At 36.9% G+C, this 26,203-nt stretch carries 25 protein-coding genes; 6 read left to right on the top strand and 19 right to left on the bottom strand.

The window, feature by feature from the left end:
* Positions 1–2: 2 nt before the first annotated feature.
* Positions 3–314, top strand: a complete 312-nt coding sequence (locus tag JNUCC74_RS04390; RefSeq protein WP_454067064.1) for a hypothetical protein — start codon at positions 3–5, stop codon at positions 312–314.
* 241 nt (positions 315–555) lie between these two features.
* Here the strand turns inward: JNUCC74_RS04390 and JNUCC74_RS04385 are convergent, their stop codons facing one another.
* Positions 556–690: a hypothetical protein gene (locus tag JNUCC74_RS04385; RefSeq protein WP_454067063.1), complete on the bottom strand. Its 135-nt coding sequence runs from the start codon at positions 688–690 to the stop codon at positions 556–558.
* 540 nt (positions 691–1,230) lie between these two features.
* Between JNUCC74_RS04385 and JNUCC74_RS04380 the strand changes: the two genes are divergently transcribed.
* The 5 genes from JNUCC74_RS04380 to JNUCC74_RS04360 all read left to right on the top strand — a co-directional run bounded on the left by JNUCC74_RS04380 (position 1,231) and on the right by JNUCC74_RS04360 (position 7,601).
* Positions 1,231–1,623: a hypothetical protein gene (locus JNUCC74_RS04380; protein WP_454067062.1), complete on the top strand. Its 393-nt coding sequence runs from the start codon at positions 1,231–1,233 to the stop codon at positions 1,621–1,623.
* A gap of 1,031 nt (positions 1,624–2,654) precedes the next feature.
* Positions 2,655–3,743, top strand: coding sequence for a ThiF family adenylyltransferase (locus JNUCC74_RS04375; protein WP_179104369.1), 1,089 nt, complete (start codon positions 2,655–2,657; stop codon positions 3,741–3,743).
* Between the two features lie 636 nt (positions 3,744–4,379).
* Complete coding sequence (locus tag JNUCC74_RS04370; RefSeq protein ID WP_454067061.1) at positions 4,380–5,279, top strand: LpxL/LpxP family acyltransferase; 900 nt, start codon at positions 4,380–4,382, stop codon at positions 5,277–5,279.
* A 248-nt stretch (positions 5,280–5,527) separates the two neighbouring features.
* Positions 5,528–6,787 carry an MFS transporter gene (locus JNUCC74_RS04365; RefSeq protein ID WP_454067060.1) on the top strand — a complete coding sequence of 420 codons (1,260 nt, stop codon included), beginning with the start codon at positions 5,528–5,530 and terminating at the stop codon, positions 6,785–6,787.
* 301 nt (positions 6,788–7,088) lie between these two features.
* Positions 7,089–7,601 (top strand): gamma carbonic anhydrase family protein, encoded by a 513-nt coding sequence (locus tag JNUCC74_RS04360; protein WP_077319683.1) that lies wholly within the window; start codon positions 7,089–7,091, stop codon positions 7,599–7,601.
* A gap of 472 nt (positions 7,602–8,073) precedes the next feature.
* Here JNUCC74_RS04360 and JNUCC74_RS04355 read toward each other — a convergent pair whose 3' ends face one another.
* The 18 genes from JNUCC74_RS04355 to JNUCC74_RS04270 form a co-directional block, all read right to left on the bottom strand.
* Positions 8,074–8,214, bottom strand: a complete 141-nt coding sequence (locus JNUCC74_RS04355; RefSeq protein ID WP_179104368.1) for a hypothetical protein — start codon at positions 8,212–8,214, stop codon at positions 8,074–8,076.
* A 14-nt stretch (positions 8,215–8,228) separates the two neighbouring features.
* On the bottom strand, positions 8,229–9,506 hold the full coding sequence (locus JNUCC74_RS04350; protein ID WP_454067059.1) for a helix-turn-helix domain-containing protein: 1,278 nt from the start codon (positions 9,504–9,506) through the stop codon (positions 8,229–8,231).
* Between the two features lie 1,121 nt (positions 9,507–10,627).
* Positions 10,628–11,587 carry an NAD(P)H-dependent flavin oxidoreductase gene (locus JNUCC74_RS04345; protein ID WP_077319681.1) on the bottom strand — a complete coding sequence of 320 codons (960 nt, stop codon included), beginning with the start codon at positions 11,585–11,587 and terminating at the stop codon, positions 10,628–10,630.
* A 6-nt stretch (positions 11,588–11,593) separates the two neighbouring features.
* Positions 11,594–12,505: a phenylacetic acid degradation operon negative regulatory protein PaaX gene (gene paaX, locus JNUCC74_RS04340; RefSeq protein ID WP_454067058.1), complete on the bottom strand. Its 912-nt coding sequence runs from the start codon at positions 12,503–12,505 to the stop codon at positions 11,594–11,596.
* 566 nt (positions 12,506–13,071) lie between these two features.
* Entirely contained in the window at positions 13,072–13,848 is a 777-nt protein-coding gene (locus JNUCC74_RS04335) for an enoyl-CoA hydratase-related protein (RefSeq protein WP_454067057.1), read from the bottom strand.
* Positions 13,849–13,866: 18 nt separating this feature from the next.
* Positions 13,867–15,063, bottom strand: coding sequence for a thiolase family protein (locus JNUCC74_RS04330; protein ID WP_454067056.1), 1,197 nt, complete (start codon positions 15,061–15,063; stop codon positions 13,867–13,869).
* On the bottom strand, positions 15,060–15,923 hold the full coding sequence (locus tag JNUCC74_RS04325; protein WP_454067055.1) for a 3-hydroxyacyl-CoA dehydrogenase: 864 nt from the start codon (positions 15,921–15,923) through the stop codon (positions 15,060–15,062). The genes JNUCC74_RS04330 and JNUCC74_RS04325 overlap by 4 nt, the downstream gene beginning before the upstream one ends.
* Positions 15,924–16,363: 440 nt before the next feature.
* Positions 16,364–17,881, bottom strand: a complete 1,518-nt coding sequence (locus JNUCC74_RS04320; RefSeq protein WP_454067054.1) for an aldehyde dehydrogenase family protein — start codon at positions 17,879–17,881, stop codon at positions 16,364–16,366.
* Positions 17,882–17,899: 18 nt separating this feature from the next.
* Complete coding sequence (locus JNUCC74_RS04315) at positions 17,900–18,673, bottom strand: enoyl-CoA hydratase-related protein (RefSeq protein ID WP_454067053.1); 774 nt, start codon at positions 18,671–18,673, stop codon at positions 17,900–17,902.
* A gap of 13 nt (positions 18,674–18,686) precedes the next feature.
* The gene (locus JNUCC74_RS04310; RefSeq protein WP_216872261.1) at positions 18,687–19,463 is read right to left on the bottom strand and encodes an enoyl-CoA hydratase/isomerase family protein; all 777 of its coding nucleotides are present in this window, start codon (positions 19,461–19,463) and stop codon (positions 18,687–18,689) included.
* Positions 19,456–19,758 (bottom strand): EthD family reductase, encoded by a 303-nt coding sequence (locus tag JNUCC74_RS04305; protein WP_077321453.1) that lies wholly within the window; start codon positions 19,756–19,758, stop codon positions 19,456–19,458. Before JNUCC74_RS04305 ends, JNUCC74_RS04310 begins: the two co-directional genes overlap by 8 nt.
* 164 nt (positions 19,759–19,922) lie before the next feature.
* On the bottom strand, positions 19,923–20,447 hold the full coding sequence (paaD, locus tag JNUCC74_RS04300) for a 1,2-phenylacetyl-CoA epoxidase subunit PaaD (RefSeq protein WP_454067052.1): 525 nt from the start codon (positions 20,445–20,447) through the stop codon (positions 19,923–19,925).
* Positions 20,448–20,464: 17 nt separating this feature from the next.
* Entirely contained in the window at positions 20,465–21,259 is a 795-nt protein-coding gene (gene paaC / locus JNUCC74_RS04295; RefSeq protein WP_454067051.1) for a 1,2-phenylacetyl-CoA epoxidase subunit PaaC, read from the bottom strand.
* 3 nt (positions 21,260–21,262) lie between these two features.
* Complete coding sequence (paaB, locus tag JNUCC74_RS04290) at positions 21,263–21,580, bottom strand: 1,2-phenylacetyl-CoA epoxidase subunit PaaB (RefSeq protein ID WP_077321452.1); 318 nt, start codon at positions 21,578–21,580, stop codon at positions 21,263–21,265.
* A 505-nt stretch (positions 21,581–22,085) separates the two neighbouring features.
* Positions 22,086–23,063 carry a 1,2-phenylacetyl-CoA epoxidase subunit PaaA gene (gene paaA / locus JNUCC74_RS04285; protein WP_454067050.1) on the bottom strand — a complete coding sequence of 326 codons (978 nt, stop codon included), beginning with the start codon at positions 23,061–23,063 and terminating at the stop codon, positions 22,086–22,088.
* 43 nt (positions 23,064–23,106) lie between these two features.
* Positions 23,107–24,429 (bottom strand): phenylacetate--CoA ligase family protein, encoded by a 1,323-nt coding sequence (locus JNUCC74_RS04280; RefSeq protein ID WP_454067049.1) that lies wholly within the window; start codon positions 24,427–24,429, stop codon positions 23,107–23,109.
* Positions 24,430–24,606: 177 nt separating this feature from the next.
* Positions 24,607–24,825: an indolepyruvate ferredoxin oxidoreductase subunit alpha gene (locus JNUCC74_RS04275; RefSeq protein WP_077319658.1), complete on the bottom strand. Its 219-nt coding sequence runs from the start codon at positions 24,823–24,825 to the stop codon at positions 24,607–24,609.
* Positions 24,826–24,841: 16 nt separating this feature from the next.
* Entirely contained in the window at positions 24,842–25,837 is a 996-nt protein-coding gene (locus JNUCC74_RS04270; protein WP_454067829.1) for an NAD(P)/FAD-dependent oxidoreductase, read from the bottom strand.
* Positions 25,838–26,203 lie beyond the last annotated feature (366 nt).

Here is a 26,203-nt window from a genome sequence, read left to right as displayed (position 1 = left end):
TAATGAGTAATATAAGTGATTGGTGGAAAGATTACCTGGAAACCAATGCACAAAAAGAATTGTTAAAGAAACAAATCAAACAGGATTTAGAAGAAAATGTAGAGTTTACAAGGTTATACTTAGAGCATAGTTACGCTGTTTGGTCACTTTCCCAAAAACATCAGAACATTTTAAGCAAAATCAATCAATATTTTGATGGAAAAGCAAGTCATGCCTTGACGAATCGCTTTATAGAAAATATAATTCAGCTAAACGAAATGAACCAGGTTTACAAGGAAAACTATGAAAATGTTAAACTGAAGCATGGGTTTTAATGAGAGGTTGCGTAGATATAGTTTGTTTTGTCTAGGTGTGGAATTCCCACACCAGTTTTTTGTGTACATCTACACGATAATGGGCATCTTCATTGAATTACACAATTAACAAACCATTCAGCGGTATTAGAAGCTTTTCTAATACTTTCTTTTCAATTGGAACAGATATTTTTCGCTATAACCCAATTCTATAGAAGTAGCTACAACAGATTTTTCTTGAAAGTACCGTAAATGAACATAATCATTCTCTATTTGGTTGTTCTAATGATTTTTCGATAGAATTGAGAATCGTTTTCTTTTGGATAAGATCTTCATGAATAATCAATGCTTTTAAAGAGGAAGAGCGATCGATTGATTGTTGGAGATTACAACTCATATTTAATTTAAACTCCACTTCATCATTGTTATTAATTGGTAATTTACCTAAAGTCCTGAATTAAATAGTCTAATTGTTTGGGGGATACTTATCGCAGCTTTATACTGTTTATAATTTTTAAATGGTTTTCTAATAACTTGTATTTTACTTTTTTCTCTTTCACTTCTTTTTTTAACACTATAACCCCCCTGTTTAATTTCTATATTAGAAATTATACCACATTAAATGGAACGTGCGTTCCTTTTTGATTAAATAATTATTTCTTGAATAGAAAAAAACGTTTTACACATGTATAGTGCTCTTATGTTAAAATTGGGAGGGTGAGCGACCATAAGAGATGTAAAGAGGACTTATGGTTATCTCTATTTTTTAACCAAACCCTTCAAACTTGGTCGTTAGAATAGATAAGGTCTTGTTAGAATATTCATTATTTGGAACGATTCGGGTTCTCACTCACTCATTCTTAAAGAGGTGTTTGAGAAATTCTAAGAAAACAAGAGCAATTGAAAGATATTTTAATTATATAGAGGGGGGTTTTACATGACAAAAATTGAATTAAGTTATAACTTAAACGAAGGGGATATTCAAAAGTTAGCTGAAAATTATTACGAAAACAGCACTAAAGCTAACAAATCTAAAAAATGGGCTGTCATAAGTCTTTTACTGCTTTCACTTATTATATGCTATCCTGCTACTCTCATGTTAGATGGTGGGCTAAATACATATTTATATTTAGCTCTTTTCAGTTTGATTATTTCCCCTATTCTTGCTTTAAAGGAGCACAAAAGGGATGTTATAAAAAATACAAATAAACGTTTAACAAAAGAAAACATAGGCTTATTAGGTGAATATCATACAACAATATCGGAAGAGGGAGTTCATGCTACTTTATTTCCAAATGAGCCAAAAAAAGAAAAAAAATATAGCAAATAAATGGGAAGATATCGACTATTATAGTAAAGAAGAAAATCGTTTTTTTATTTATGTTGATAGCATTAACTTTGTTTACGCTATCAAGGCTGGAGAAAAAGCTGAGGAAGTTAATCAGTTTTTAAATAAAAAATTACCTTACAAGAAAAAATAAGAGAGAGATTAAATATTTAACCTCTCTCTTTCCTGCTTTACACTGTAGGATCAGCTTCCATATCCTCTATTTCTCCTAATATTAATGCAGCTATTACACTAGCAGCAAACCCTAATGGCCCTGTTCCCCTTGCAGCAGTTGCTATAATTCGCAATGCCGTCTTTGCACCTAATGCTACAAAAGGAATTGCCGCAAATACTTGTGCAGCCAGCCTCTTTTAATCGCTCATACTCAGGGCTGGGTTTACCCGGAATAACTTCAAAAATAACAGATACAGCAAGATTTACTTTGTTTTGTTCGTCTATACGTATATCTTCCTTATAATGGATTTTTCATCCTATTGCGCATCGGATTTATATACCCATGAATATAGTTCTTCAAGCAATACACGGTCGTTCTCAACCTGTACACCTTACCTAATTCTGAGTGTTTACTAGAGGTCTTACAGCGATTGTTTCATTATATGGTAAGGTTCCTAAAACCATTCGTCTTGATAATTTATCACCTGCCCTAAAGAAGATACGTGCAACATGTTGAAAGACTCATCTAGGGTGGTATTTTCACACATAAATGGACATGGTCAACAGATATGCTTCCTCCCATAGCTTAAATACAAGATAACTCTTTTGTCTTACTCTATTAAAATTTCAAAATACTGATATAATGTAATAAAGTTGTAAAAAATCTATTAATTTCCTTTAACAAAAAATTCAAATTTGACTATTTTTTGGAATGATATTATACTATTTTATAAATAAACCAAGGTGGTGGTAGAAATGGTAAAATGTGTAAGCCGAATTACATCCGATAACAAAAAATGCTAATCAAAAGGAAGCCGATTCTTTACAGGATTGGCTTCTTTTTCCGGGGGGAGATTATATTGCCTACATATTGGTTAAAGCAACCAGATGTTCAGGTAGAAGAAACGGAACATGGACAAATTATTTGTAAATTGTTAAATCGTTCCGAAAGCATTGTATACGAAAGTATGAGTGTATTTATTGATTTTTTAAACTACTTACAACAACCTCGTACCTTTGAAGAACTTCTGTTATGGGGAGAACAACATGAAATTTCAAAGGAAATATTAGAAGAAACGTTACAAACTCTATCAGAAGATAAAATCTTGTTATCTGGTAATCAACCTTGGAATTTAACAGGAGATAGCCGTTTATGGAGTTACCTCGCTGCACAAACATCTTCTCTTGATAAATTATATGAAAGTGAACAAGCATGGAATTCCACCCGAGTTGGAATTATTGGAGTAGGCGGCGTTGGAAGCAGAGTTGCACATGAATTAACGGCAATGGGAGTGCCTTCACTTATTCTTATTGATCATGATCACGTGAGCACTCACAACCTGACTCATCAATCGTTATATCCTAAAAGTTCTGTTGGCGAGCTAAAAGTTACCGTTTTAAAAGAAATATTACATAATAGATACGGAACGTTGATAGAGGGGCTGGCTTCCCCTATTACACAGGAGCTCTCTCCACACATCTTAGAAAAACTAAAAACTTGCTCGGTAGTAATATTATGTGCTGATGAACCTTCCGTAGATACACTAGCTGATTGGATCACTCCCTATTTAACAAAACTCAACATTCCACATATTGTTGGTGGTGGCTATCACGGTCATTCTACTAGTACAGGTACTACTGTGATTCCTGGAGTAACCGGGTGTTGGAAATGTTATGATCAGCTTGTTGACCGTAAAGATATCCATAGTGTTCATCAACATATTCGTGGTATTTCCGGTTCCTTTAACCCATTGATACAAATTCTAGTAAGCTTTATTATTTCAGACACAGTTGCTGTTATTACAAAACTAACAAAACCATTGCTTGTAAATGGAATGGGTGATTTTGATTTAGAAACTGGAAAATTCAATTGGCGATCTGGTTCACGTAATTCAAATTGTGAGATGTGTGCTAATATACGGAAGAATCTTGCTAGTTTTACATCATAGATTAAAAAAGCACGTTCAACAAGATTAATGGTCTCCCGTTTTAACAACAGAATATATTGGAACGTCACAAATAATAAAAGAAACTATAAAACTTTAAACTTTTTAAATCTTGATAATATGAAATAAATCGTTGTTATTTTAAATTCCTTTACTTAGAACAAAAGCTAGAAGCGCTCGGCTAGCGACGTGTAACGGAACTTGTGATGAGATACTCGTGAAACTTTATTTAATGAAAAACCGCAATGTATCGCTGCCGAAGCTTCTCTGTCCTTGAAAAATCGCGATGCTTATTCAAGAAGCTTTACTTGTTCTGTCGCCAAACGAATTGGGAATTTAAAAACCATTTCTTTCATAAAGTTCATGATATTATAAGAGATTTTTTTAATGATAGAAATACAGCTCCTTACAATCGAGATAAAGGAAACATGCCTCTAAAACAGGGGTATGCCGACACCTGAGCGACGATCTCGCTATTATGTCCTTCCTTTAGATTCGAGCCGATGTTGACTGATCGTAGGATAAAGAGCGAAGTTTGCTAAGCTTGAGCACTTAACTAGACGACGTTATTTTTTAAAGTGATCCATAATATAGAAACAGATATCGTTTGCTAAACAATAAAAAAGAAGGTGATCATACATGTCAATTTTAAGCTTTAATAATTTATTACATTTCCATTCTATTTGGAAAAGCATCCCCTTTCAAACAAAAGATAAACGAGAACTAGCAAACCATTTTTTTAACAGTATCGTTAATACAGAATTCGATTCAAATAGAGCAAAGTTAGAAAAAAATCAACAGCAATACGTAAATATCATAAATAAATTTTCAGCTCTAAAGCCACATGCAGAGGAAATCAGTCATGCTTATAGTTTATTTGCAGAAAAAAGAAAGTCTGCTTGGACCTACTTATCACTGGCGTTATATCATAAACAATACGATCAGATAATCGAACCAGAGAGTGATCGCATGTTAAAAATGATCGAAACACCCCATTCAAAAAACCGGATTATTTTAGCTCCCTTTCATATGGGAATGCATACCATGTCCATGCCATTAATTACACGTTACTTTGATAAAACCACTATACTCGTAAATAGTGATGAAATAGATATTATTCTTCACTGGATGGATACATACCTTGAAGCAACATTCAGCACCTCTACAAATATGGTTCCTGTTCCTTCACACACAAGTCCTTTAAAATTCGCAAAATCTATTATGCGAGGAGCAACCGGCATCATCTTTCCAGAGTTTTCATATGGAATTAATCAAGAGGAAGAAGAAATAAGTTTTTTAGGTGGAACATTTAAAGCTCCAATTGGCGTTTATGTACTGGCTAAACGTCTATCAGCGAAAGTATATCCGATTGGCTCTATTTGGAATGAAAAGGAGAACAAAGTTCGTTTTATGATTGGAGATACACTTGATCCTAACACATTATCTCAGTCTACCTTCCTGCAGAATTTATTTGCACAAGGAGAAGAATGGATTGCTAAATATCCAGAGCAATGGCTTTGGGATCACTTAATTGAATAAAGTGAACCTTCTTTTAGTTGGGCATTTTTTTTGTGCGAAGTATCGCTATCGAAGTTTTTCTTGTCCTTGAAAAATCGCGATGTGCCGCTGTCATAGCTTTCCTTGTCCTGTTATCTTCAAACGAGTTGGATATGTAATTGTCGTTATCTCTTATTTAAACTTCTTCGTATTCTCTACTCTTGAAGTGGTAGGTCTTGGGTCACGTTAGATATAGGATAAAATAATATAGAAGAAACGGGTTTTTCTCTATGTGGATACTATTAAAAAATAAACAATTTACAAAGCTTTTTTTAGGAAAAATTGCTTCCAATATTGGCGACAGTATGTATGCTATTGCAGCAATGTGGTTAGTGTATGAGTTAAGTCATTCTGCATTCTACACTGGCTTAGCTGGATTTTTGACAAGAATCCCTCATGTTTTTCAATTTTTAGCTGGGCCCTTTATTGATCGGTGGTCCTTACGAAAAACATTAATGATAACACAGGTATGCCAAATTATCTTAGTACTTATCATCCCAATTGCTCACTATACGGAAAATTTACATGTTTGGATTGTACTTATCATTATGCCGATTATATCTTGTATTCAACAGTTTTCTTATCCAGCACAAACAGTAGCCTTACCAAAATTATTAAAAAAAGACGAATTGATTAAAGGAAACTCCCTTTTCTCTTTCGCCAATCAGGGCATCGATATGACGTTTAATGGCGTTGCTGGCATACTTATAAACATGGTTGGTGCTATCACTATCTATTTATTAGATTCTATTGTCTTTACTCTCGCCTTACTCCTGTTTTGGTCAATGCCTGCTTTAAAAGCAAACGAAAAAGAGAAACAAGAAAAGCAGAGACTGACAGAAGTATTTAAAAAGTATGGGAAAGACTTAAGAGAAGGATTTCAGTATGTGTTTCAATCGATTATTAGCAAGTTTTTCATCGCTACCATTATAGCCAACTTTTCTTTCGGTATCGCCCTGGCGGTGATGCCTGTCTATGCGGATTTTCGAGGAGGATCCGCTATATATGGATTTCTAATGGGAGCATTTTCCGCAGGCTTTTTGATTGGGGCATTGTTAAGCTCGCTTGCCGGAACTTTTCCACTTGGAATGACAATGATCGTAACATATATGATTAGTGCCGCATTTTGGGTTAGTTCCGCATTTCTGCCATGGGATATACCAGCTGTAATTTTATATGGCATCTCCCTTATACCGCTTGGTGCTACACAGATACTTCTAGCAGCAACCGGTCAACGCATTATTCCAGATTCACTATTAGCAAGAGTTTTTTCTGTTATTTCAAGTGTATCCTCTGCAGCCATGCCTATTGGGTTTTTGATTGGGGGAACACTAGGATCGGTTTTAGGCGGGCAACTTGTATTCGCTATTGGCGGTCTTGGCATGCTTTCTATTTCATTCGTTTGGTTTATCGTATCTGATTTACGTCGCATTCCAAGAGTTAAAGATATCAATCCGGAAATATATGGACTGAGAAAATCAATCAATTAGAATGTTATCTTTTCTAAAACATGGATCTCTTTATTAGTGAGTATTGATCAAGCAAGTCACACAGATTATATTCTATCTCTGTGTGACTTTGTATTGTAGTTACAACCATGTAGAAGATCGCGTACGAACTGTTTCCTTTAGCATAATGCCTTTATTCCATTAGATACAAAATCGCCTGACAAGCTAATTATGGTTAAGTGTTTCGTAATATAGAACTATTTCAACTTATATTCCGCTCCTCAAATTAACTATAAAATGTTATAATTAACTTAAAATACAAACTATTTCGAGAGGTGATATATTGATTATTCCATACAACCATCACAAGCCATCCATTCATGAAAGCGTTTTTGTCGCGCCAGGAGCATACTTGATCGGAGATATAACCATCGGAAAAAAATCTACTATTTGGTTTAATGCGGTGTTAAGGGGTGACGAAGATTCAATAATGATAGGAGAAAAATGTAGTATTCAAGACAATTCTACCATTCATTTATTTGAAGGTTGTCCTGTAGTTGTGGAGGACGAAGTTACCGTTGGGCATAATGTTATCCTCCATGGTTGTAAGGTAGGGAAGCGGTCGATCATTGGAATGGGATCAACGATATTAGATAATGTTGAGATTGGTGAGGAATGCATTATTGGTGCAAACACCCTTATACCACCAGGGAAAAAAATACCATCTCGTTCGCTTGTTGTTGGCTCGCCAGGAAAAATAGTTCGTGACGTATCTGCAAAAGACCTTGAACTCATCCAATTATCCATTGATACATATGTAGCAAAAGGCAAAGATTTTAAACAAATTTTAAAATAGTACAGATGAATTATATACCATATATCAATTTTTAATGTAGGGGGCGAATGGTAAGCCCCCTACTACCTATCAAAAAGTATATCTGTTAATAAAACTTCTGATGATCTATGTATTTGCACTTTTGTTTTTAAACCCATACCGAATGATTTATTGTTCTTTAAACCAAGTAAAAATCCAAATAAAACAAGTATTAATATAGCCTTATACTGGTCGTTTTTTTATTGGCAGGATTTTATTCATTAATAGTATTCTTGAATTATTTAATAAAGATATCAAGATAAATTCACTTTTATTGTTAATAGCAGGATTCATCGTTTTTTTGTTAGTGAATTTTTATCTAACTATATAAGAAAAAATAAAGCATGAGCTCAAGCTCACGCTTTATTTTTTCTGGGATTTACAAGAGCACCTTATACTCAAGTATCGAAAGTATAGAAAAAAGTAAGGGACTCAATTTTTCTAGGGTTTTTTATCACAAATTGCTGGTTGGAATGGTTGATTTAGCCGTAGGAGTAGGCGTTAGGGATGCTGTGTCTTCATATTGTTTATTAGTAAATAAAAACCCGCCAATAAGCAGTGCACCACATGTTACTGATACTACTAATTTTCTCATCTTCTATCCCTCCTCTATAATTTGATTAATTTGTTATAACTCCTGTTTGCTACTTTATAATATTGAACAGACTCCTTATACTTACCCATTTTCTCTAGTTGAACAGCTAACAGTTCTGCATAAAATACTAAATTTCCATAATCCTCCTGTTGTATTAAATAAGGTATAAAGTCATCTGCTAATATCGATTTAAACTTCTTTACATCGCCATTTAGCAAATACGTATATACTTGAATAATGTAGTCATAAAAATTGTTATATAATTTATCATATTTACATTTAGCTAATTCCAGTATTTCCTTAGCCTGTTGCAAACATGCTTTTGCTTTTTCATAATCCCCAATTGTATAAAGCTCTTGGATTAACCGAGTAAACGTTTCTAATTTAGTTTTATACTCTAAATTTTTTTCTTCTATAGCTATTAAATAATGTTTGATGGCTTTTTCGGAATTTCCTATTACTGAATGGAAATACCCCAAATTATAATGCGTTAGATAAATGATATCCTGACTTTTATTTAATTCTCCCAAATGCATTGCCAAATTATAGTGTTTTATAGCCCTATCTGGTTTTTTAATTCTTTGATATGATATCCCTAATAAGATATGACATTGTGCACAGCGGATAAAATTATAATTCCGCTGAAACACTTCCATCGCCAGCTTTGCGTAATCAATAGCCTCTAGATCTTCCCACAGATTATTGTGGGCTATTGATAAAGCATAATTCAAATCAGCAATCTCCTGCTCGTCAATATTGGCTAACCGAATCTGTTCCTCTGCCAATTTGTAACTCCTGATCGCTTTATCATATTCTTCTTTAAATGTATAATAGTTTCCTTTAAATTTATGCCAGTAATAACTTTCTTCATAATTAAATGAATCAGCCATATCATGGAGTTCATTCATTTTCTGTAACGCTTTTTCAAGATCACGTAAAACACAATAGTAGCGAATTTGATGAATTTCAAACATAAGTGTATGATTATTAATGCTTCGATTCATTAGCTGTTGTAATTCTTCATACTTCGCTATCATAACCTGCTTATCATATCGGTCAAATAACATATCATACCATTCGTTGCACTTCTCCTCAATCTGTAAATCCGTTCCATCCATAACCTCAATTCCTAATCGATCACAAAGTAATTGAATAATTTCCGGGCTTGCCTTTGTCTTTTTGTTTTCTATTTTTGATAAATAGGATAATGAAACAATACCCTCTGATAATTCCCCTTGTGTCATATTACGCTTCGTTCGTTCTAATTTAATAAAAGAACCAATTTCTATCAATCTCCCACCTGCCATTCTAGAATTAGTACTTTTATATGTATAGTTATATTGTAACATAAATTCAAATAATACCCTATTGAGAAAATAGTCCGATTTTTCATCTGTTTTTAGGCGGAAAATCGGCTAAAACTTTTGATTTTTCCTCAAATAGGAAAAAAGCGCTTTAAAAGATGCGAATTATTTTAAAGTTAAAGTTCATTCAGCAGAAATTTTTCTTTATCCCCTACTAAATGTTAGTAGAACGAATCGAGAATTTAGGTGCCTTTCTCTCATTAAGTTTGCAAAATAAAAAGCATATTGAGTACTACGGTTCGTTGGATATATATCTGCTTCTGATAATGAAGAAAAACATAATGTTGCTTTTCAACCAATTATGAATAATCCTGTTAGAAAATAACGAAAAGACAAGTCTAATTATCCCCTAATGATTTACGAGAAAATTTTTTGCGACGGTATTTAATAGATGAGCAATCTTAAGTTTTATGTACACGATGATAACATAAATACATTGACACCATATAAGTGTTCCAGCTACACACGAAAGCCTAGATGAGATCGCTAGTTTAATTGAAGAATGCATGGGCATTTTCTTTACTAAAGGAGCAACTAAACACATAAAAAAGTTTGTTTTAAAGTAACCTAGCTATACAAACTGCTAAACTATTATACAAGCCGGTATGATGTATTAGTAGCTTTAGTAGCAATAATAGAAACGATTAGGGTTACCCGTTGTTCTGGTAATAGTAGATTTTATACTAACTTATAATATTAAATTAGTTTCATTATCTGTTTTTCATGGTGGAATGGACCTTAATAAAAAGTAAAAATGATGCAGCAAATTTCATTTTACATTAACGTGTATAAAAATTTTATGTGGAAGGATTTTTTCTCCCACATGTAAAAATACGTATTTTTCTCGCTTTGAACAAAATTAATATAACCATATAGAATATAATGAAACGATGGATATCGGCAGGAACCAAACAAGCAACTTTGCAACAGCTTGCGCACGTAAAACTAAAAAAGCTGCTTTTATAACTATGTAAAAATGATAATTTCCAAGAACATTAAAAAAAGCAATCTCAATAAGAAAGACCGCTTTTTTATAACATGAAACTACGCTACTCTAATTTCCCCAAGCTTTGTTTTAATATTTGTTTGGCGTCAGCTGTCATTGTTTCAAGCAAATCATATACGGAAGGACAGTCCTCAATAAGACCAGCAATTTGTCCTCCATTAATAAATCCATTCTTCATATCACCATCGAGAGCTCCTATCTTATGATGGGTTTCTGTTGTCTGCTCGGAAAATAACGCTGAATCATCATATTTATTTTCTATCTCTAACAGTTTGGATGTATATTCGCTTCTGATTAACCTCCGAATGCGATTAAATCTGCGTCCGACAATAACGGTTGATTCATCCGTAGCTTGGATAATTGCCTGTTTATATATTTCATGGTAAGGCGCTTCCTTTGTGGCAATAAAACGAGTTCCCATTTGTACTCCGGAAGCGCCAAGTGCCAAAGCTGCAGCAAGTCCTTTTCCATCGGCAATTCCTCCAGCAGCCACAACCGGGATATTTACCTGTTGAACAACTTGTGGGATTAATGTCATCGTTGTACTTTCATTTTTGGCATTAATCCCTGCTGCTTCATAGCCTTCACATACAATAATATCGGCTCCTGCTTTTTCTGCCTTCTTTGCCTGTCGAACAGTAGCTATCACACATATGACAATTATCTTATGCTGTTGGAATAAAGAAATGAACGGAGCAGGATTGCCTGCGGATAGTGAAACAACTGGAACGTTTAGATTAATCATCTGTTGAACGATGTGACTAACATTCGGATGAACAGCGATCGGTATATTTACACAACACGGGTTTGACGTCTGCTTCAACATTTCCGTGACTTTATAAACTGCCTCATTTACCGGCAAATCTCCAACACCAATTGTCCCTAGTCCTCCCGCATTGGAAATAGCTGCAGCAAGATACGGATCGCTAATATTTCCCATCCCTCCCTGGATAATGGGATACGTTATATTCAATAATTGGGTTAATTTATTTACGACGGTCACCACTCCCTATCTTTCGTCAGATGAGTCAGGTATATTTACTAATTCAAAAAAGTTGGAGATAGTTGGAGTACTCATATTTTTTTGATTCGTATAGCCTTCTGCATAAACCTTCTCAAAAAATGCATTTGCCTTTTCTGCAAGAATGTTGTAATAACTGCTAAACAGCTTGGCTGCTTGTTCACCCAGCCATTTTTCGGGCAATAACTCTTGCGGGATACCAGGATCAATAAAAAGTGACTTACGATAATGGTGAACTAACAGCGTACGTTCTACAAAACAATCTTGATTACTCATTTTCCCTTCCTCTAATTTTTGACGATTTTCAACCATTTCCCTTTCATAAAACTTAATAAACATTTGATATTGTTTATTGATATGGTCAATATCCCAACAGTTCGTTATTATCTGTTTATTCGATTGTGGACCTTCATTGTCAGCTGTAAAAAAATGAACACATTCTCTTATATTGTATTTATCAATAATATCGTTAATTTGATTTTTCAAATTGTTCGGTGTAATCCAAACCCCATTGGATAGTAAACCAAACCCACTCCAAATCAACTCTTTTCGCAACTCGTCTCTAATTTGCCTTTTTTCCTCAGGAATATTGTATAGAAGCATACGCCATTTTCCGTCCCACTTCTCCGGCTCAATTCTATAGATACGACCGGCCGCTTCTTTCATTCTTTTCTTTCCTCGCTCGGTTAATGAATAATAGCTTTTGTTGGTCTCTTTACGACTGACAACCCACCCTTGCTTACTCATTCTGGAAATAGCTGATCGTACAGCTTGCTCATTATGATTAAACGGTTCCAATAGTTTAATCAGACTCCCCATCCATATTTCATTACCATGGTAGCGGATATAGTCGCCAAACAATGTAAAAATCATCGAACGTGTATTCAGTTTCTTTTGCATTTTGATCATCCTTTTTATCTGTTAAATCAACTATTTTTTGCTGTGTAACAATTCATCAGGGATAAACACGTTCCATGAAGCTTAGAAAAACTAGGCTTGTCGCCAAATCCTTTGCGAGAGCTGTAGTTTTTCTTATACGATTAAGCCTTTAGTTTTATACTTTCCTATAGTGGAACCAAAACTGGAATTGCCTGGTTAGCGGGATACAAACGGCAGAGCTTCAGACGAGATAAAGGGAAACTTCATTCAAGGAGTGCTTTTCTCCTTGAATGTTAGTACCGCAAGGGTATGACATAAAGGCCTTAAACGATCGGGGATTTAGGACCCGTTTTTCTCATCATGTTCACAACATTTTTAGCACAATTTTGAAATGAGGAAGTACGGGCTCCTTACATTCGGGATAAAAGATACATGTCTCTAAAACGACGCCTGAGCGGCAAGCCTGCTTTTAGTCGACCTTCCTTTAGATTGAACCTATCGTAAGAAGCTATGTTTTTAGAACATAACTAGATGAAGTTACAATAAAAAATGTAAAAACGATATCGCTTTCGATGCAGCAATAGATATTATTCACCAATGAATTGGGGAGGTCTTTTTTCATTAAATGCTGCAAGTGCTTCTATTCGATCTTTTGTTGGAATCGTCAGTCGGTATGCATTCTCTTCTAGTTTCATCCCTGTTTTTAGATCCGTGTTCATCCCATTTTGAATCGCAAATTTTGCATGCTGAACTGCAATTGGAGCATTGTTCATAATCGATTCAGCAAATAATTCACAGCTTTCTAAAAGTTCTTGCGGCTCTACCACCTTGTTAACGAGACCATATTCAAAAGCTTCCTCCGCAGATATTCGTTTCGCAGTTAAAATCAACTCCATTGCTCTCGCCTGTCCTATTAACCTTGGGAGTCGCTGCGTACCACCAGCACCAGGAATGATTCCCATACTTGTTTCCGTTAGTCCCATTGTCGCATAAGAAACGGATATACGAAAGTCACAAGCAAGCGCAAGTTCAAAACCTCCACCAAATGCATATCCATTTATTAATGCAATCGTCGGTTGAGGTAAGTTTGCAACCTGTTCAAACACAGAACTAATCTTTTTTACATTCCGGATTACTTCTTTCTTTCCTAAATGTCTGCGCTCTTTTAAATCAGCTCCTGCACTAAAGGCTTTATCACCGCTTCCTGTAATGACCACAATTCGTATATTCTGATCGATCGACAAACCTTCTATCACTTCCTCTAACTCTAGCAATGTACAATAATTAAAACAGTTCAATACTTCGGGTCTATTCATTGTAATATAGGCAATTCGTTCCTTCTTTTCCAATAAAACATGACTCATTCCTACACTCCTCTCCATTTACATCTTTTCAACAATAGTTGCAATCCCTTGGCCTACACCGATACACATCGTGGCAAGACCATATTTAGCATCCCTGCGGCACATTTCATGCACTAATGTCGTGAGGATTCTCGATCCGCTTGCTCCTAGTGGATGACCAAATGCGATCGCTCCTCCATTTACATTTACGATATCGGGATTCAACTCAAGTTGTGTTATACATGCAAGTGCCTGTGATGCAAATGCTTCATTTAATTCGACTAATTCAAGCTCTGCTACTTCTAAATTGGCTCGTTGCAATGCTTTTTTAGTTGCTTCAATAGGTCCAAGTCCCATGATGGCAGGTTCAATTCCGGCAGTTCCACTCGCTATGTAGCGTACCATAGGCTCGATACCTAATTGTTCCGCTTTTTCTTTACTCATTAATAACAATGCCGATGCTCCATCATTTATTCCTGAAGCATTACCCGCTGTAACCGTTCCTCCTGTAAATAATGGCTTTAAGCTGGCTAATTTTTCACGGGTTGTTGTTGGACGTGGATGCTCATCTTTATCGACCGTAATTTCCTCCCCTTTGAACGTATACGTAACCGGAATGAGTTCATCGTTAAACCTTCCCGCTTCTAATGCCTTTTTCGCCTTCATTTGACTATCATAGGCAAAATCATCTTGTTCCTCTCTCGTTATATTAAATCGTTTTGCTACATTTTCTGCAGTTTGCGGCATGGAATCAGTACCATACATTGCTTCCAGCTTTGGATTAATGAAACGCCAGCCAATGGTAGTGTCAATTAACGTCTTATTCCCTCGTGAAAATCCCAATTCAGGTTTGGACAGAACAAATGGAGCTCTTGTCATGCTCTCTGTTCCTCCAGCTATATAAATGTCCCCATCCCCAACCATAATCGCTCGTGCTGCCATGTTAACTGCATCCAAACCTGAGCCACAAAGGCGATTCACTGTTGTGCCGGTTACATGAACAGGAAGTCCAGCAAGTAGTGCAGCCATGCGAGCGACATTTCTATTTTCTTCTCCTGCACCATTAGCATTACCAATAATGACTTCTTCAATTGCTTCTACCGGCAGTTTTGGCTGTCTATCTATGATCCCTTTTACTACCGCTTGCGCTAAATCATCCGGACGTACAAATTTTAAAGAACCATTATATCGACCGATTGGGGTTCTTACTGCATCAACAATGACAACTTCTTTCATCCATCTCCCTCTCCTTCATAGTCGTAAACGCCCTTCCCTGTTTTACGTCCTAATCTTCCAGCTTTTACATATTGTTCTAGAAGTGGTGCGGGACGATATTTATCACCTAATGTTTGATGTAAATAGCGGAGATTATGAAGTCTTGCATCTAAGCCGACTAAATCTCCTAACTCAAACGGTCCCATCGGATAATTTAATCCCAGTTTAATAGCTTTATCGATTTCCTCCGGAGTTCCCAGTCCTTCCTGTAACATATAAAATGCTTCATTCCCAACTAAACAGCTAATACGGCTTGTTACAAATCCAGGAAATTCATTGATGGTCACTGTTTCTTTCCCTATTTTCCGAGCAACTCTTTCAGCGAATTCAGCTGTCTCATCACTTGTTTCCAAGCCACGTATAATTTCAATCAGTGGCATTTTATGAACTGGATTAAAAAAATGCATAGCAATGACTAAATCTGGTTTGGTTGTATATGAAGCTATTTCCGTTGGGCTCATAGTCGATGTATTTGTAGCAAACACACAGTTCCTTGGTGCAGCACGATCAATTTCTTCAAATATTTTCCTTTTTATTTCTTTCACTTCAGGTACTGCCTCAATAACAATCGTGGCATCTTTTACTGCTGTTTCCAACTCTGTTTCATAACAAATATTAGTCTTTCCCTCATTTGCCTTAGCTTCCGTTACCTTCCCATGGGAGATTCCTTTCTCATAAAGCTTGTTAATTTCTGCTTTTGCTTGCTCAAGTATTTCCTGTTTCATATCAACAAGCTTCACAAAATAACCACCTAATGAAGCGACATAAGCAATTCCCCGCCCCATTACTCCCGCTCCAACGACGACTAAACAATCACTCATCTGAAAATCCCCTTTCTCTATTCTTTCTCATTCATGAACATTTTTTTTGCTCGTACCGAATATCAGCTGACCAAATGTTTTTCTGTAAAAGGAACTTTAAAAAGTGGGTAGAAATGAACAGTCATTTCATCGTTCAACTGTAAGATATTTTCATTAAATTAAGACACATGTTGGGGGCGGTTAAGAGTGCTATTTCTTGAAAAGATGCGGTATCACTTTCGACTTTTTTATTGTGCTATTGTAAGATTTACTTTAACTCGTCCGGATGTTTTAATTTCAATTATCACAGTGGATGGATATAAGATGAAAAGTAAGCCACCCCCAATCCCGATAAGGGTAAAAAGCGAACTTTTTCCATAAGTGGATATTCGTTCGCTTTTATCTGACCAATATCTCTCTAAGAGTGCAAGGATCTTCGTATTTGAGGTTAGCCGTTCTTCTTATAAGTTAAATGGATTAAGTGGCTTTCTTCCTGCATAGGAAAGGACACTTTTTGTTTCAGTATACAGATCAAGAGTTTCAATACCTAGTTCACGGCCAAAACCGGACTCTTTATATCCGCCAAAAGGAGTTCCCGGAAAAGCAGAGAATGGACAGTTTACCATGACAACGCCTGCTTGGAGTCCATCTGACACGCGCTTAATTAGTCCCTGATCTTTTGCCCAAATAGCAGCAGCAAGACCATATCTCGTATCATTAGCTAGCTGGATAACTTCTTTTTCATCGGTAAATTTCATGACTACTACGACGGGACCAAATACTTCCTCTTGAGCAATTTTCATATCGTTTGTTACCCCTGTAATAATCGTTGGTGCATACCAATAACCATCTTCAAATCCTTCTACCTTCAAAGGATGTCCACCAGCTACAACGGTTGCTCCTTCTTTTTTTGCTTCTTCTACATAGCTATGAATTTTTTCCAGCTGTGTTTGACTAATAATCGCTCCAACATGAGACTTCTCTGACAATGGGTCTTCGATAATTAACTGACTGGTCTTGGCAAGAAAGCTTTCCATAAATTCATCGTAAATACTGTCATGGATAAATAACCGCGATCTCGCTTCACAGGATTGACCCGTATTATAGAAGATACCAAAGATCGATCCGTTAACAGCAGCATCCATATCTGCATCCGGTAACACGATGTTAGGAGACTTTCCGCCTAATTCCAACGTTACCCGTTTTAAGGTTTCCGAAGCTTTTGCCATAATATCTTTACCCGTACTCGTCTCTCCAGTAAAGGCAACCTTATCAATTGCCTCATGTTCTGTTAAGTAAGCACCAATCGTCGTCCCCGGTCCAGTCACCACATTGACGACTCCATCTGGTACACCTGCTTCTGTACAAATTTCTGCTAACAAAATAGCCGTAATTGGTGTTAAACTAGCTGGTTTTAGCACGACCGAACAGCCTGCAGCAATCGCAGGTGCTACTTTCCATGCCGCCATCATCATCGGGTAATTCCAAGGTATAATCTGTGCTGCCACACCAGTTGGCTCCTTCTGTGTATAATTAAAAAACTGTCCCGGCACATTATTTACATCACCGCGATGCCCTACAATTGCGCCTGCATAGAATTCAAAATCCTCAATTGCCTGCATGACCTGACCTTGAGCTGCGGATAGTGTTTTACCACTATTGATAACTTCCATCTCAACTAATTCACGAAATCGTCCTCGCATGATAGAGGCAATTTTATTTAATACACGAGCGCGCTTACCGACTGGATAACGCTTCCATTTTCCATGATCAAAAGCAGTTCGAGCGGCTTCCACAGCTATGTCTACATCCTCCCGATCAGCTTTTGGCACTTCCGCAATTGGCTTACCTGTTGCAGGATTGTAAACAGTCATCATCTCACCTGATTTGGCATCAGCTGGCTTTCCGTTAATGACCATTTGGTACATATCACGTTTTACCTCTTTTATAAATATTGGTTTTTCATGTGTTTTTACCATATTCGTCTCTCCTTTTGTTTAATATCCTTTATATTCAGGGGAACGTTTTGCAAGAAATGCCTGAACCCCTTCCGCATAGTCTTCTGTTCCCCCGGCAATCTCCTGTCCGTAAGCTTCATAATCCAGCATGTTACTTAAGTTCGTTTCAAAGCTTTTTTGCATGTAGCGTTTAATTAAGCCGATAGCTTTTGTTGGCATATTAGCTAACCGTTCAGCAAAAGCAGCTGTTTCTTTTTCCAATTCATTAGGCTTGACAACTTTTGTCACAATACCAAGCCTTTTCGCTTCATCAGCCTTTAGCTTCTCTCCTAAAATGGCTAACTCCAGTGCCTTGGCTAGACCGACAATCCGTGGCAGATAATATAAATTTCCGGAATCAGGAATCAAACCAATATGGATAAATGCCTCCATAAAGGAAGCCTTTTCTGATGCGATTCGAAAGTCACATGCAAGTGCCAGACTAAACCCAGCACCTGCTGCAGCACCGTTTACCGAGGCTACAACCGGCTTTTCTACTTGTGCAAGCTTCTCCATCATTGGCTTATAGCGAGATTTAATAATTTCTCCCAAGTTCATATCTGCTTGTAAACTGCTTATATCTTCACCGGAGCAGAATGCTTTTCCTGCACCGGTAATAACAAGTACATGAACTTGATTATTATTTTCTACTTTTTTCAACACATTGATGATTTCCTGATTCATCGCATTCGTAAACGCATTCAATTTTTCAGGTCGGTTCAATGTCAGCCAGCCAACCTTATCCTTTATTTCATAACGAATCGTTTCATACATTTGTCGCATCCCCCTATTTCCCTTTGAAATGAGGTGATCGTTTTTCCATAAAAGCCTGCATACCTTCTTTTTGATCCTCTGAAGCAAAAAGTAAATAGAAATTTTTCCGTTCATATTGCATTGCTTCATATATGGGCAAGTCTTCTGCCTTTTCAACCGTGTCTTTGATTAACCGTAGGGATAAAGCAGGCTGCTTTACCAAGTTTTCAGCAAAAGCGATTGTCTCCTGCAAAAGAAGTTCATCTGGAACAACCTGATTAACGATACCCCAATGCTTTGCTTCTTCTGCTTTAAGTTGATTTCCAGTCCAAAGAAATTCCAGTGCCTTTCTTTTTCCCATCAGCTTGGTTAATTTTACAGTTCCGCCAGCGCTTGGCATGACGCCAAGCTGAACTTCCGGAAATCCAAACTTACTGCTTGCTGCAGCAAATACTATATCGGCACATAATGCGAGCTCAAATCCACCACCAAGGACAAATCCCTGAACAGCTGCTATAACAGGCTTTTTAATTAATGATATTTTGTCCCAGTCAGCAAATTGATTTTTCATCTCCATGGAAATCGCATTTTCTTCTGCCATTTCCTTAATGTCTGCTCCAGCAGCAAATGACCTGCCAGCGCCAGATAGGACAATAACTTTTACTTGTTCTAATTGATCAAAATTCCGTAAAGCAGCTAAAATCTCTACTACCATGGATCGATTGATGGCGTTTAAAACTTCCGGGCGTTGCAACTCTAATTTTCCAATCCCATTGTCAGTCCAAGCCTTAATAAATTGATAGTTATTCAACTTCTTCACCGATCATCATGGTAACCAAGTCGCCTGCAAATGACATCAGGTCTTTTCCAGAGGCTTTTGCTTCTTTGGTTTTCATCGCAGCTTTTAATGATTCATGATCGTCGTAATACATTTCGCATAACAGATAATACTTACTTTCTCCTGTAGGCGAACCAACAATTTTCGTAACCTCCATCTTACGTAACCCAGGTATCTTCTTTGTAATCGGCGTATGAACATTCTGATAGTGCTCATCAAAAGCAGCTTTGTCCTCCGGCTGTTTATAAAGTGCAATTAACTTAACCATTATTTTTCCACCCTTTCGAATAAATTGAATTTTCATCAGTGAGGTTTGCTTTTTTCTCCTACTGAATGTTAGTTGAACCAATCGGACATTTAGGTGCCGTTTTCTTCCGCTTAAACCCTTTTGTATACCAGCTGAGGTGCTTAATGCGGGACGATTACGGCACCTTATATGCGGGATAAATTAGCGATTGGCTTCATCGCTTCAAATGGATTTTTACATTGATTACAATAAAGAATGCTTCGGCATGCTGTTGGTCCAAAAATATTCTCCATTGTTGTGTACATGGAATTACAATAAGGACATGCAATTCTCCAAGATTCACCCGCAGTATACTGTGCTGGCGGTGGAGAAATTCCATTCCGTTTTAACTTTTCTTTTCCCTCCTCGCTGATTCGATCCGTTGTCCACGGAGGATGAAAGCTAAATATAACTTCAATCATAAGGTCATTATTCCATTCGTTTAATAATTTTTTTGCCTTTTCTTTCACATCGGCTTTAATCATGTCTAATGCCGGACAACCGCTAAATGTTGGCAATAGCGTTACTCGAACAAAATCATCATTTTGAATAGTTATATCCTCAAGCATCCCCAGTTCAACAATATTAATAAATGGCATTTCTGGATCTGTCACTTGCTGCAGTACGCGACGTACTTCATCCTTTAGATGTGAATTTTTCATCTTAATCATCCCTCATCTCACCTTTGTTACCAGGAAACTGCTTCTTTGTCACCTCCGTATACTTCATTTAACACTTTCAATGCCTCCGTTAGATCATCCGTATGCTCTCCATTACGTCCATTTCCACTTTCCATTCCTTGGGGTTCTTCTATCTTGAACTTCAACTTTTGAAATACGTTTTCAATTTTATCGAGCCATGCCTTTCGTAAATCAGCTTCACTGCAAATCAATTTAAGCTTACTCATTTCCGTACTGTACATGCCGAATGAAATCAATCCCGCAAGCTCTTTCCAACAACGTAGAATGGCTTGTTCCATCCGTTCACGTGCTTCCTTGGTACTCGACATTAACTGTATAAACCAAGTTTCCCAATGCATGAAATGATAATAGTGTTCGGATAAAATTTTCACAGCAGTTTGCTTTAGTGGTTCATAGCTTGATTGCGTAAGTGCTTCTAAACGAACTTGTTTGAAAACACTAAAGAGAAAATTCCGAGTGACGGTAAAAGCCCAATCATAATCAGGATTCTCCAAATAGTGACCTGAACCATTTTTTAATTCAAGTAAAATTGCATTGCGAAAGTTTTGTGGTTTTCTGGAGTGAGATAGATCATCCATATTTCCTGCCCCGATTTCTTCAAGTAAGCTGTAATACATTACCGCATGCCCCATCATATCTTGATTAATGGAAGAAAAGGCAACATCTTCTTCAATATGCGGTGCCAATCCAAGCCATTCCGATCCGCGATAGGCGAGAATAAAATTATCATCTGCTAATTGATACAGTAATTCACGTAAATAATAATCATCTTGCTGCCTCATATTCTATGCCTCCTCTATTTGCGGTTCTTTTTTGAATTCCTTCCACTTCTTTGGCAAATCTGTGTAGCCTCTTGTTTCTCGATATGCTTTATTATCTAAGAGCTTAAATGCTTCTCGCTCTTTTTGATTCATCATTCTAATATCTTCCCGCTTAACGACCCATAGCTCTTTTATCGGTTCTCGGCGAAAAAAATTCTCTTTAGCTAAGAGATAAGCCATCTCTTTATTGGGTGCCGTTAAACTGAACCGGTGTTCCAGTGCTAACCCATCTCTTTTTCTGCTAAAAACCTCATATTCTTCATAAAATACATCATCACTCATTACTGTACCTCCATTCATAAAGTGAACTTCATTCCGTGAACGCTTTTTACACAGAATGTTAGAACCACAAAGGTATGATCTAAAAGCCCTTGAACCAATCGGGCATTTACTTGCAGTTAGATCCTCCATCTAACCTCCTAGGTTTTTCCTCGTAGCATGGAAGGGGAGGTCTTACTGCAAGTTATATGCGGGATAAAGTGAATCTTCATTCCTTGGAATGCTTTTCCCTAGAAATGTTAGATGAACCAATCGGGCATTTACTTGCAGTTAGATCCTCCCACCTACCCTCCTATAGGTTTTTCCTCGTAGCATGGAAGGGGAGGTCTTACTGCAAGTTATATGCGGGATAAAGTGAATCTTCATTCCTTGGAATGCTTTTCCCTAGAAATGTTAGATGAACCAATCGGGCATTTACTTGCAGTTAGATCCTCCCACCTACCCTCCTATAGGTTTTTCCTCGTAGCATGGAAGGGGAGGTCTTACTGCAAGTTATATGCGGGATAAATTAACTAACAAATTCATTGACATCTTCTTTATAAACACACAGCGCATCACGAACCCATTGACTGTTTTGATAAGAAATTTTTCGTAACGCTATTCTTGCATCCGACTCCGGTCCGTTTCCCGACACAATTATTTTAAAATTTCGCCAATCAGGTTCTGTATAATGCCACTCTTGGGTGTTTTCATCAAAGTGCAGGTTTTCATCCGGAATTGTTAACCCAAGTGACTCAATCTTTGGTACATACTTTGACAAAAACTCTTGACGTAATTGCTCATTTGTTTTCGTTCTAAGTTTATACTTCAGGTTAATATCGACGTTCGAGTGTCCTGTCTCTTTTTTGGACTTTGGACCAAAGAATGTTAGTAGTGATTCCCACCAACGATCAAGCGCCCATTGCAACATTTCTTTTTGCTTTGGGGTTCCTGCTGCTAATGCAAGTGTGAGACTTTCGCCATGCTTTGCATGAAACGATTCTTCCTGACAAATTCGTTTTAACGCTCTTCCATACGGACCATAGGATGTATGTAACATCATCGTCTGAGTTAAAATTGCAGCACCATCAACGAGCCAAGCGATGATTGCAGCATCTCCCCAAGAAGGTGCAGGCATATGAAATACATTATGGAATTTTAATTTTTTGCTAAATAAATCATGCAAAATATGCTCTCGATTCTTGCCGTATGGCTTAATTAAATCTTCTACCACCCGTAAAAGCAGTTGTCCATGCCCCATTTCATCTTGAACCTTCGCCATGATCGCTAATTTTCTTTTTAGTGTTGGCGCCTTAGGTACCCATTCCTTTTCGGGTAGTGCTCCCATAATTTCACTAACACCATGCATAGAAATTAAACGAATTAATGCTTTTCTATAATCCTCTGGCATCCAATCACTAGCTTCAATTTTCTCATCGTTTTCAATACGCTCCATAAAATGATCGTATTTTTCTTTCTCTGTCAATTGATTAAATGATATCTGCATGTAGATTCATTTCCTTTCATGTAATTTAATAATCAACCGAACACTAAACTTGGGCAATCTTGTCCCGAACGATACGAATTGCTTTGCCATTTGACCGTGGAATCGCTCCTGGGTGTTCAATATGAATATCTACACTAACGAGACATTTGTTTTTCAATTGATGTGAAATCTTGTTACAAAGCACGTTAATATACTCGTGTTGTAAATCTTGCCCAAGGCTTCGATAAATCTGTTCATTTATTTCAACCTTTAACGTTACTTTATCCAACGCTCCTTGTCTTGAAAGGTACAATTGATAATGCGGCACGAGCTCTTCTATCTCTAATAGGACACTTTCAACCTCTGATGGAAACACATTTACACCACGAATGATGAGCATATCATCAATTCTTCCTTTTACCCTTGACATTCGTTTTGTCGTACGCCCGCATATACATGGTTCTGAAGTAATCGAAGCAATGTCTCCGGTACGATAACGTATGATTGGAAAGGCTTCTTTCGTTAAACTCGTAAATACAAGCTCCCCTTCTTCTCCTTCACCTACCGGCTTTAACGTTTTAGGATGAATCACCTCTACATAAAAGTGATCATCCGCCACATGAAGTCCTTGCTGCGCTTCTTTACACTCGCAAGAAATTCCTGGTCCCATCACTTCACTCAAACCGTAGATATCCATTGCTTTAATGCCAAATCTTCTTTCCAGTTCTTCCCGCATTTCTGTTGACCACGGTTCCGCACCAAAAATACCGTATTGCAAATTAGTTGCTCGAGGATCTTTTCCTAATTGTTCCATTTTATCAGCAATATTTAAAACGTATGACGGTGTTCCAACTATAACTGTCGGTTCAAAATCTTCAATTAATAGTATTTGTCTTTCTGTATTACCTCCGGAAACGGGTACGGTCACCATCCCTAATTTCTCCGATCCATAATGTAATCCCAGACCTCCGGTAAATAAGCCGTAGCCAAACGTGTTTTGTAACACTTGATCTCGCATACCGCCACAAGCAACAATTGCTCTGGCAACAATTTCTGACCAGTTTTCTAAATCATTCCTTGTATATCCAACTACTGTGGGTTTTCCGCTCGTCCCACTCGATGCATGAATTCTTACTAGTTTATTTAAAGGTAGAGCAAATAAATCAAATGGATAATGATCACGAAGATCCTTTTTTTCTGTAAACGGTAACCGTTGAATATCTGTTAATGAACGGATATCTTCAGGTTTTACTTTATGTTCAGCTAATTTCTTCCGATAGAAAGGTGTCTTTTCATAAACAGTCTGTACCGTTTGTTGCAACCTATTTAATTGAATTTCTTCCATATCTTTTATAGGAAGCGTTTCCATTTTAGTATTAAAGATCATTTTCTCACCTACCATTTATTATTTTCGTTAAGACTGTTATGGAAGAACTATGTTGAGAAAACTCTCTGTTGAAAAAGGTCTTAAGCACCAAACCTTTACGTCAGCGATGAACTAGTTGCACTTCTCATAAAATTTTTAATACGCTGTTTTAACTTTTGCAGTAAAATTTTATCTTTTTTAACGTGTGATAATAAACTGCTCCTCATGCTTGGGTACATCTTCTTCTGCGTATATTGCCTGAACAGGACAAGCAGCCTCACATGCAGCACAATCAATACATAAATCAGGATCTATATAGTACATATCTTCTCCAGCATGAATGGCGTCAACCGGGCAGACTTCTACACATTCTGCTGACTTTTCTTGTAAGCAAGGAGATGTGATCACAAATGCCATGCTTGTTCCCCCTTTGTCAGACCTTCATCTTTTCCCATTTTTCAAAAAGTGATGTACTTTGTTGTGGCTGTAGTCTTGCCTTAGGATCGATAAATGTTTTAGCACTGCTAATCGCAGTAGCGGCATCACTAAAGCCGGTTGCAATTAATTTTACTTTCCCTTTAAATATCACAATATCCCCAGCAGCATAAATTCCTTGAACATTGGTATTCATTGCAGAGTCTACTATAATTGAATTCTTTTTAAATTCCACTCCCCAATTCTTAATAGAGCCTAGGGAGGATACAAAACCATAGTTTACAAGTAATTCCTCTAGCGGAATTTTCAAACTTTTCGCAGTTTGATTGTGTATAATAATGATTTCCTCAACTTGTTTATCTCCTAAAATTCCTTCCAACTGATATGGTGTCAAAACTTCAGCACTAGAGGCAAGAAGTTCCGTTACACTATGTTCATGCGCACGAAATTGTTCTCTACGGTGGATAACTTTTACGCTTTTGGCAATTGGCTCTAGCATCATTGCCCAATCTACAGCAGAATCTCCCCCTCCCAGTATACAAACATCTTTATTTTTATACCGATTGATATCTTTTACAAAATAATGTAGGTTTTTTCCTTCATAAGCTTGAGCATTTGCCAATTTAATCCGGCGCGGTTCAAAAGCACCTATACCTGCTGTGATAAGAATGGTTTTTGAATCATGCACTTCCTTATCTGTGATGAGCTGAAAGTGCCCGTTATTTAATTTAACTACATTTTCAACGGTTTGATTAAGTACAACAGACGGGTTAAATTGCATCGCTTGTTCGGTAAGTTGATCAATTAAATCCTGAGCTTTCACTTTTGGGTATGCAGCAACATCATAGATAAACTTTTCCGGATATAAAGCTGACAACTGCCCTCCTAATTGTGGCAGACTTTCAATGATTTTAACTTTCATTTGCCGCATTCCCCCATAAAAAGCAGCAAATAAACCAATAGGTCCACCGCCAATAATCGTTACATCGTACATATTTCCGTCTTCCACCTTTTCACCTCCATCCTAGTTAACAATAATTCTATATTTATATAACTATATTTTATCTACCGTTTTATAAACGTTATATATGTTTTCGTTACAAAACATATTATCAGCACTCGCCTAAGTTGTCAATATTTAAAATTAATATTATTGTTTATTATTTCTGAATGTTTTAATTAGATATGTATGGTTAAGCTTACGCTGGGAGAGTTACTAACGGAAACTTTTTTACGCCTATGATGTTCTCCTCTTTGATACAAATCTCTGCAACGCTTAGCATTTACGATTAGCGCCTACGTAAAGCTAATTTTTTACATAAATATCATATTTTTATATTTTTCTTAGCTTTTAACTTAT

This window comes from Cerasibacillus sp. JNUCC 74, from assembly GCF_053667775.1.
Note: the sequence above shows the minus strand (reverse complement) of the source record. Positions and strands in the feature narration are given on the sequence as shown.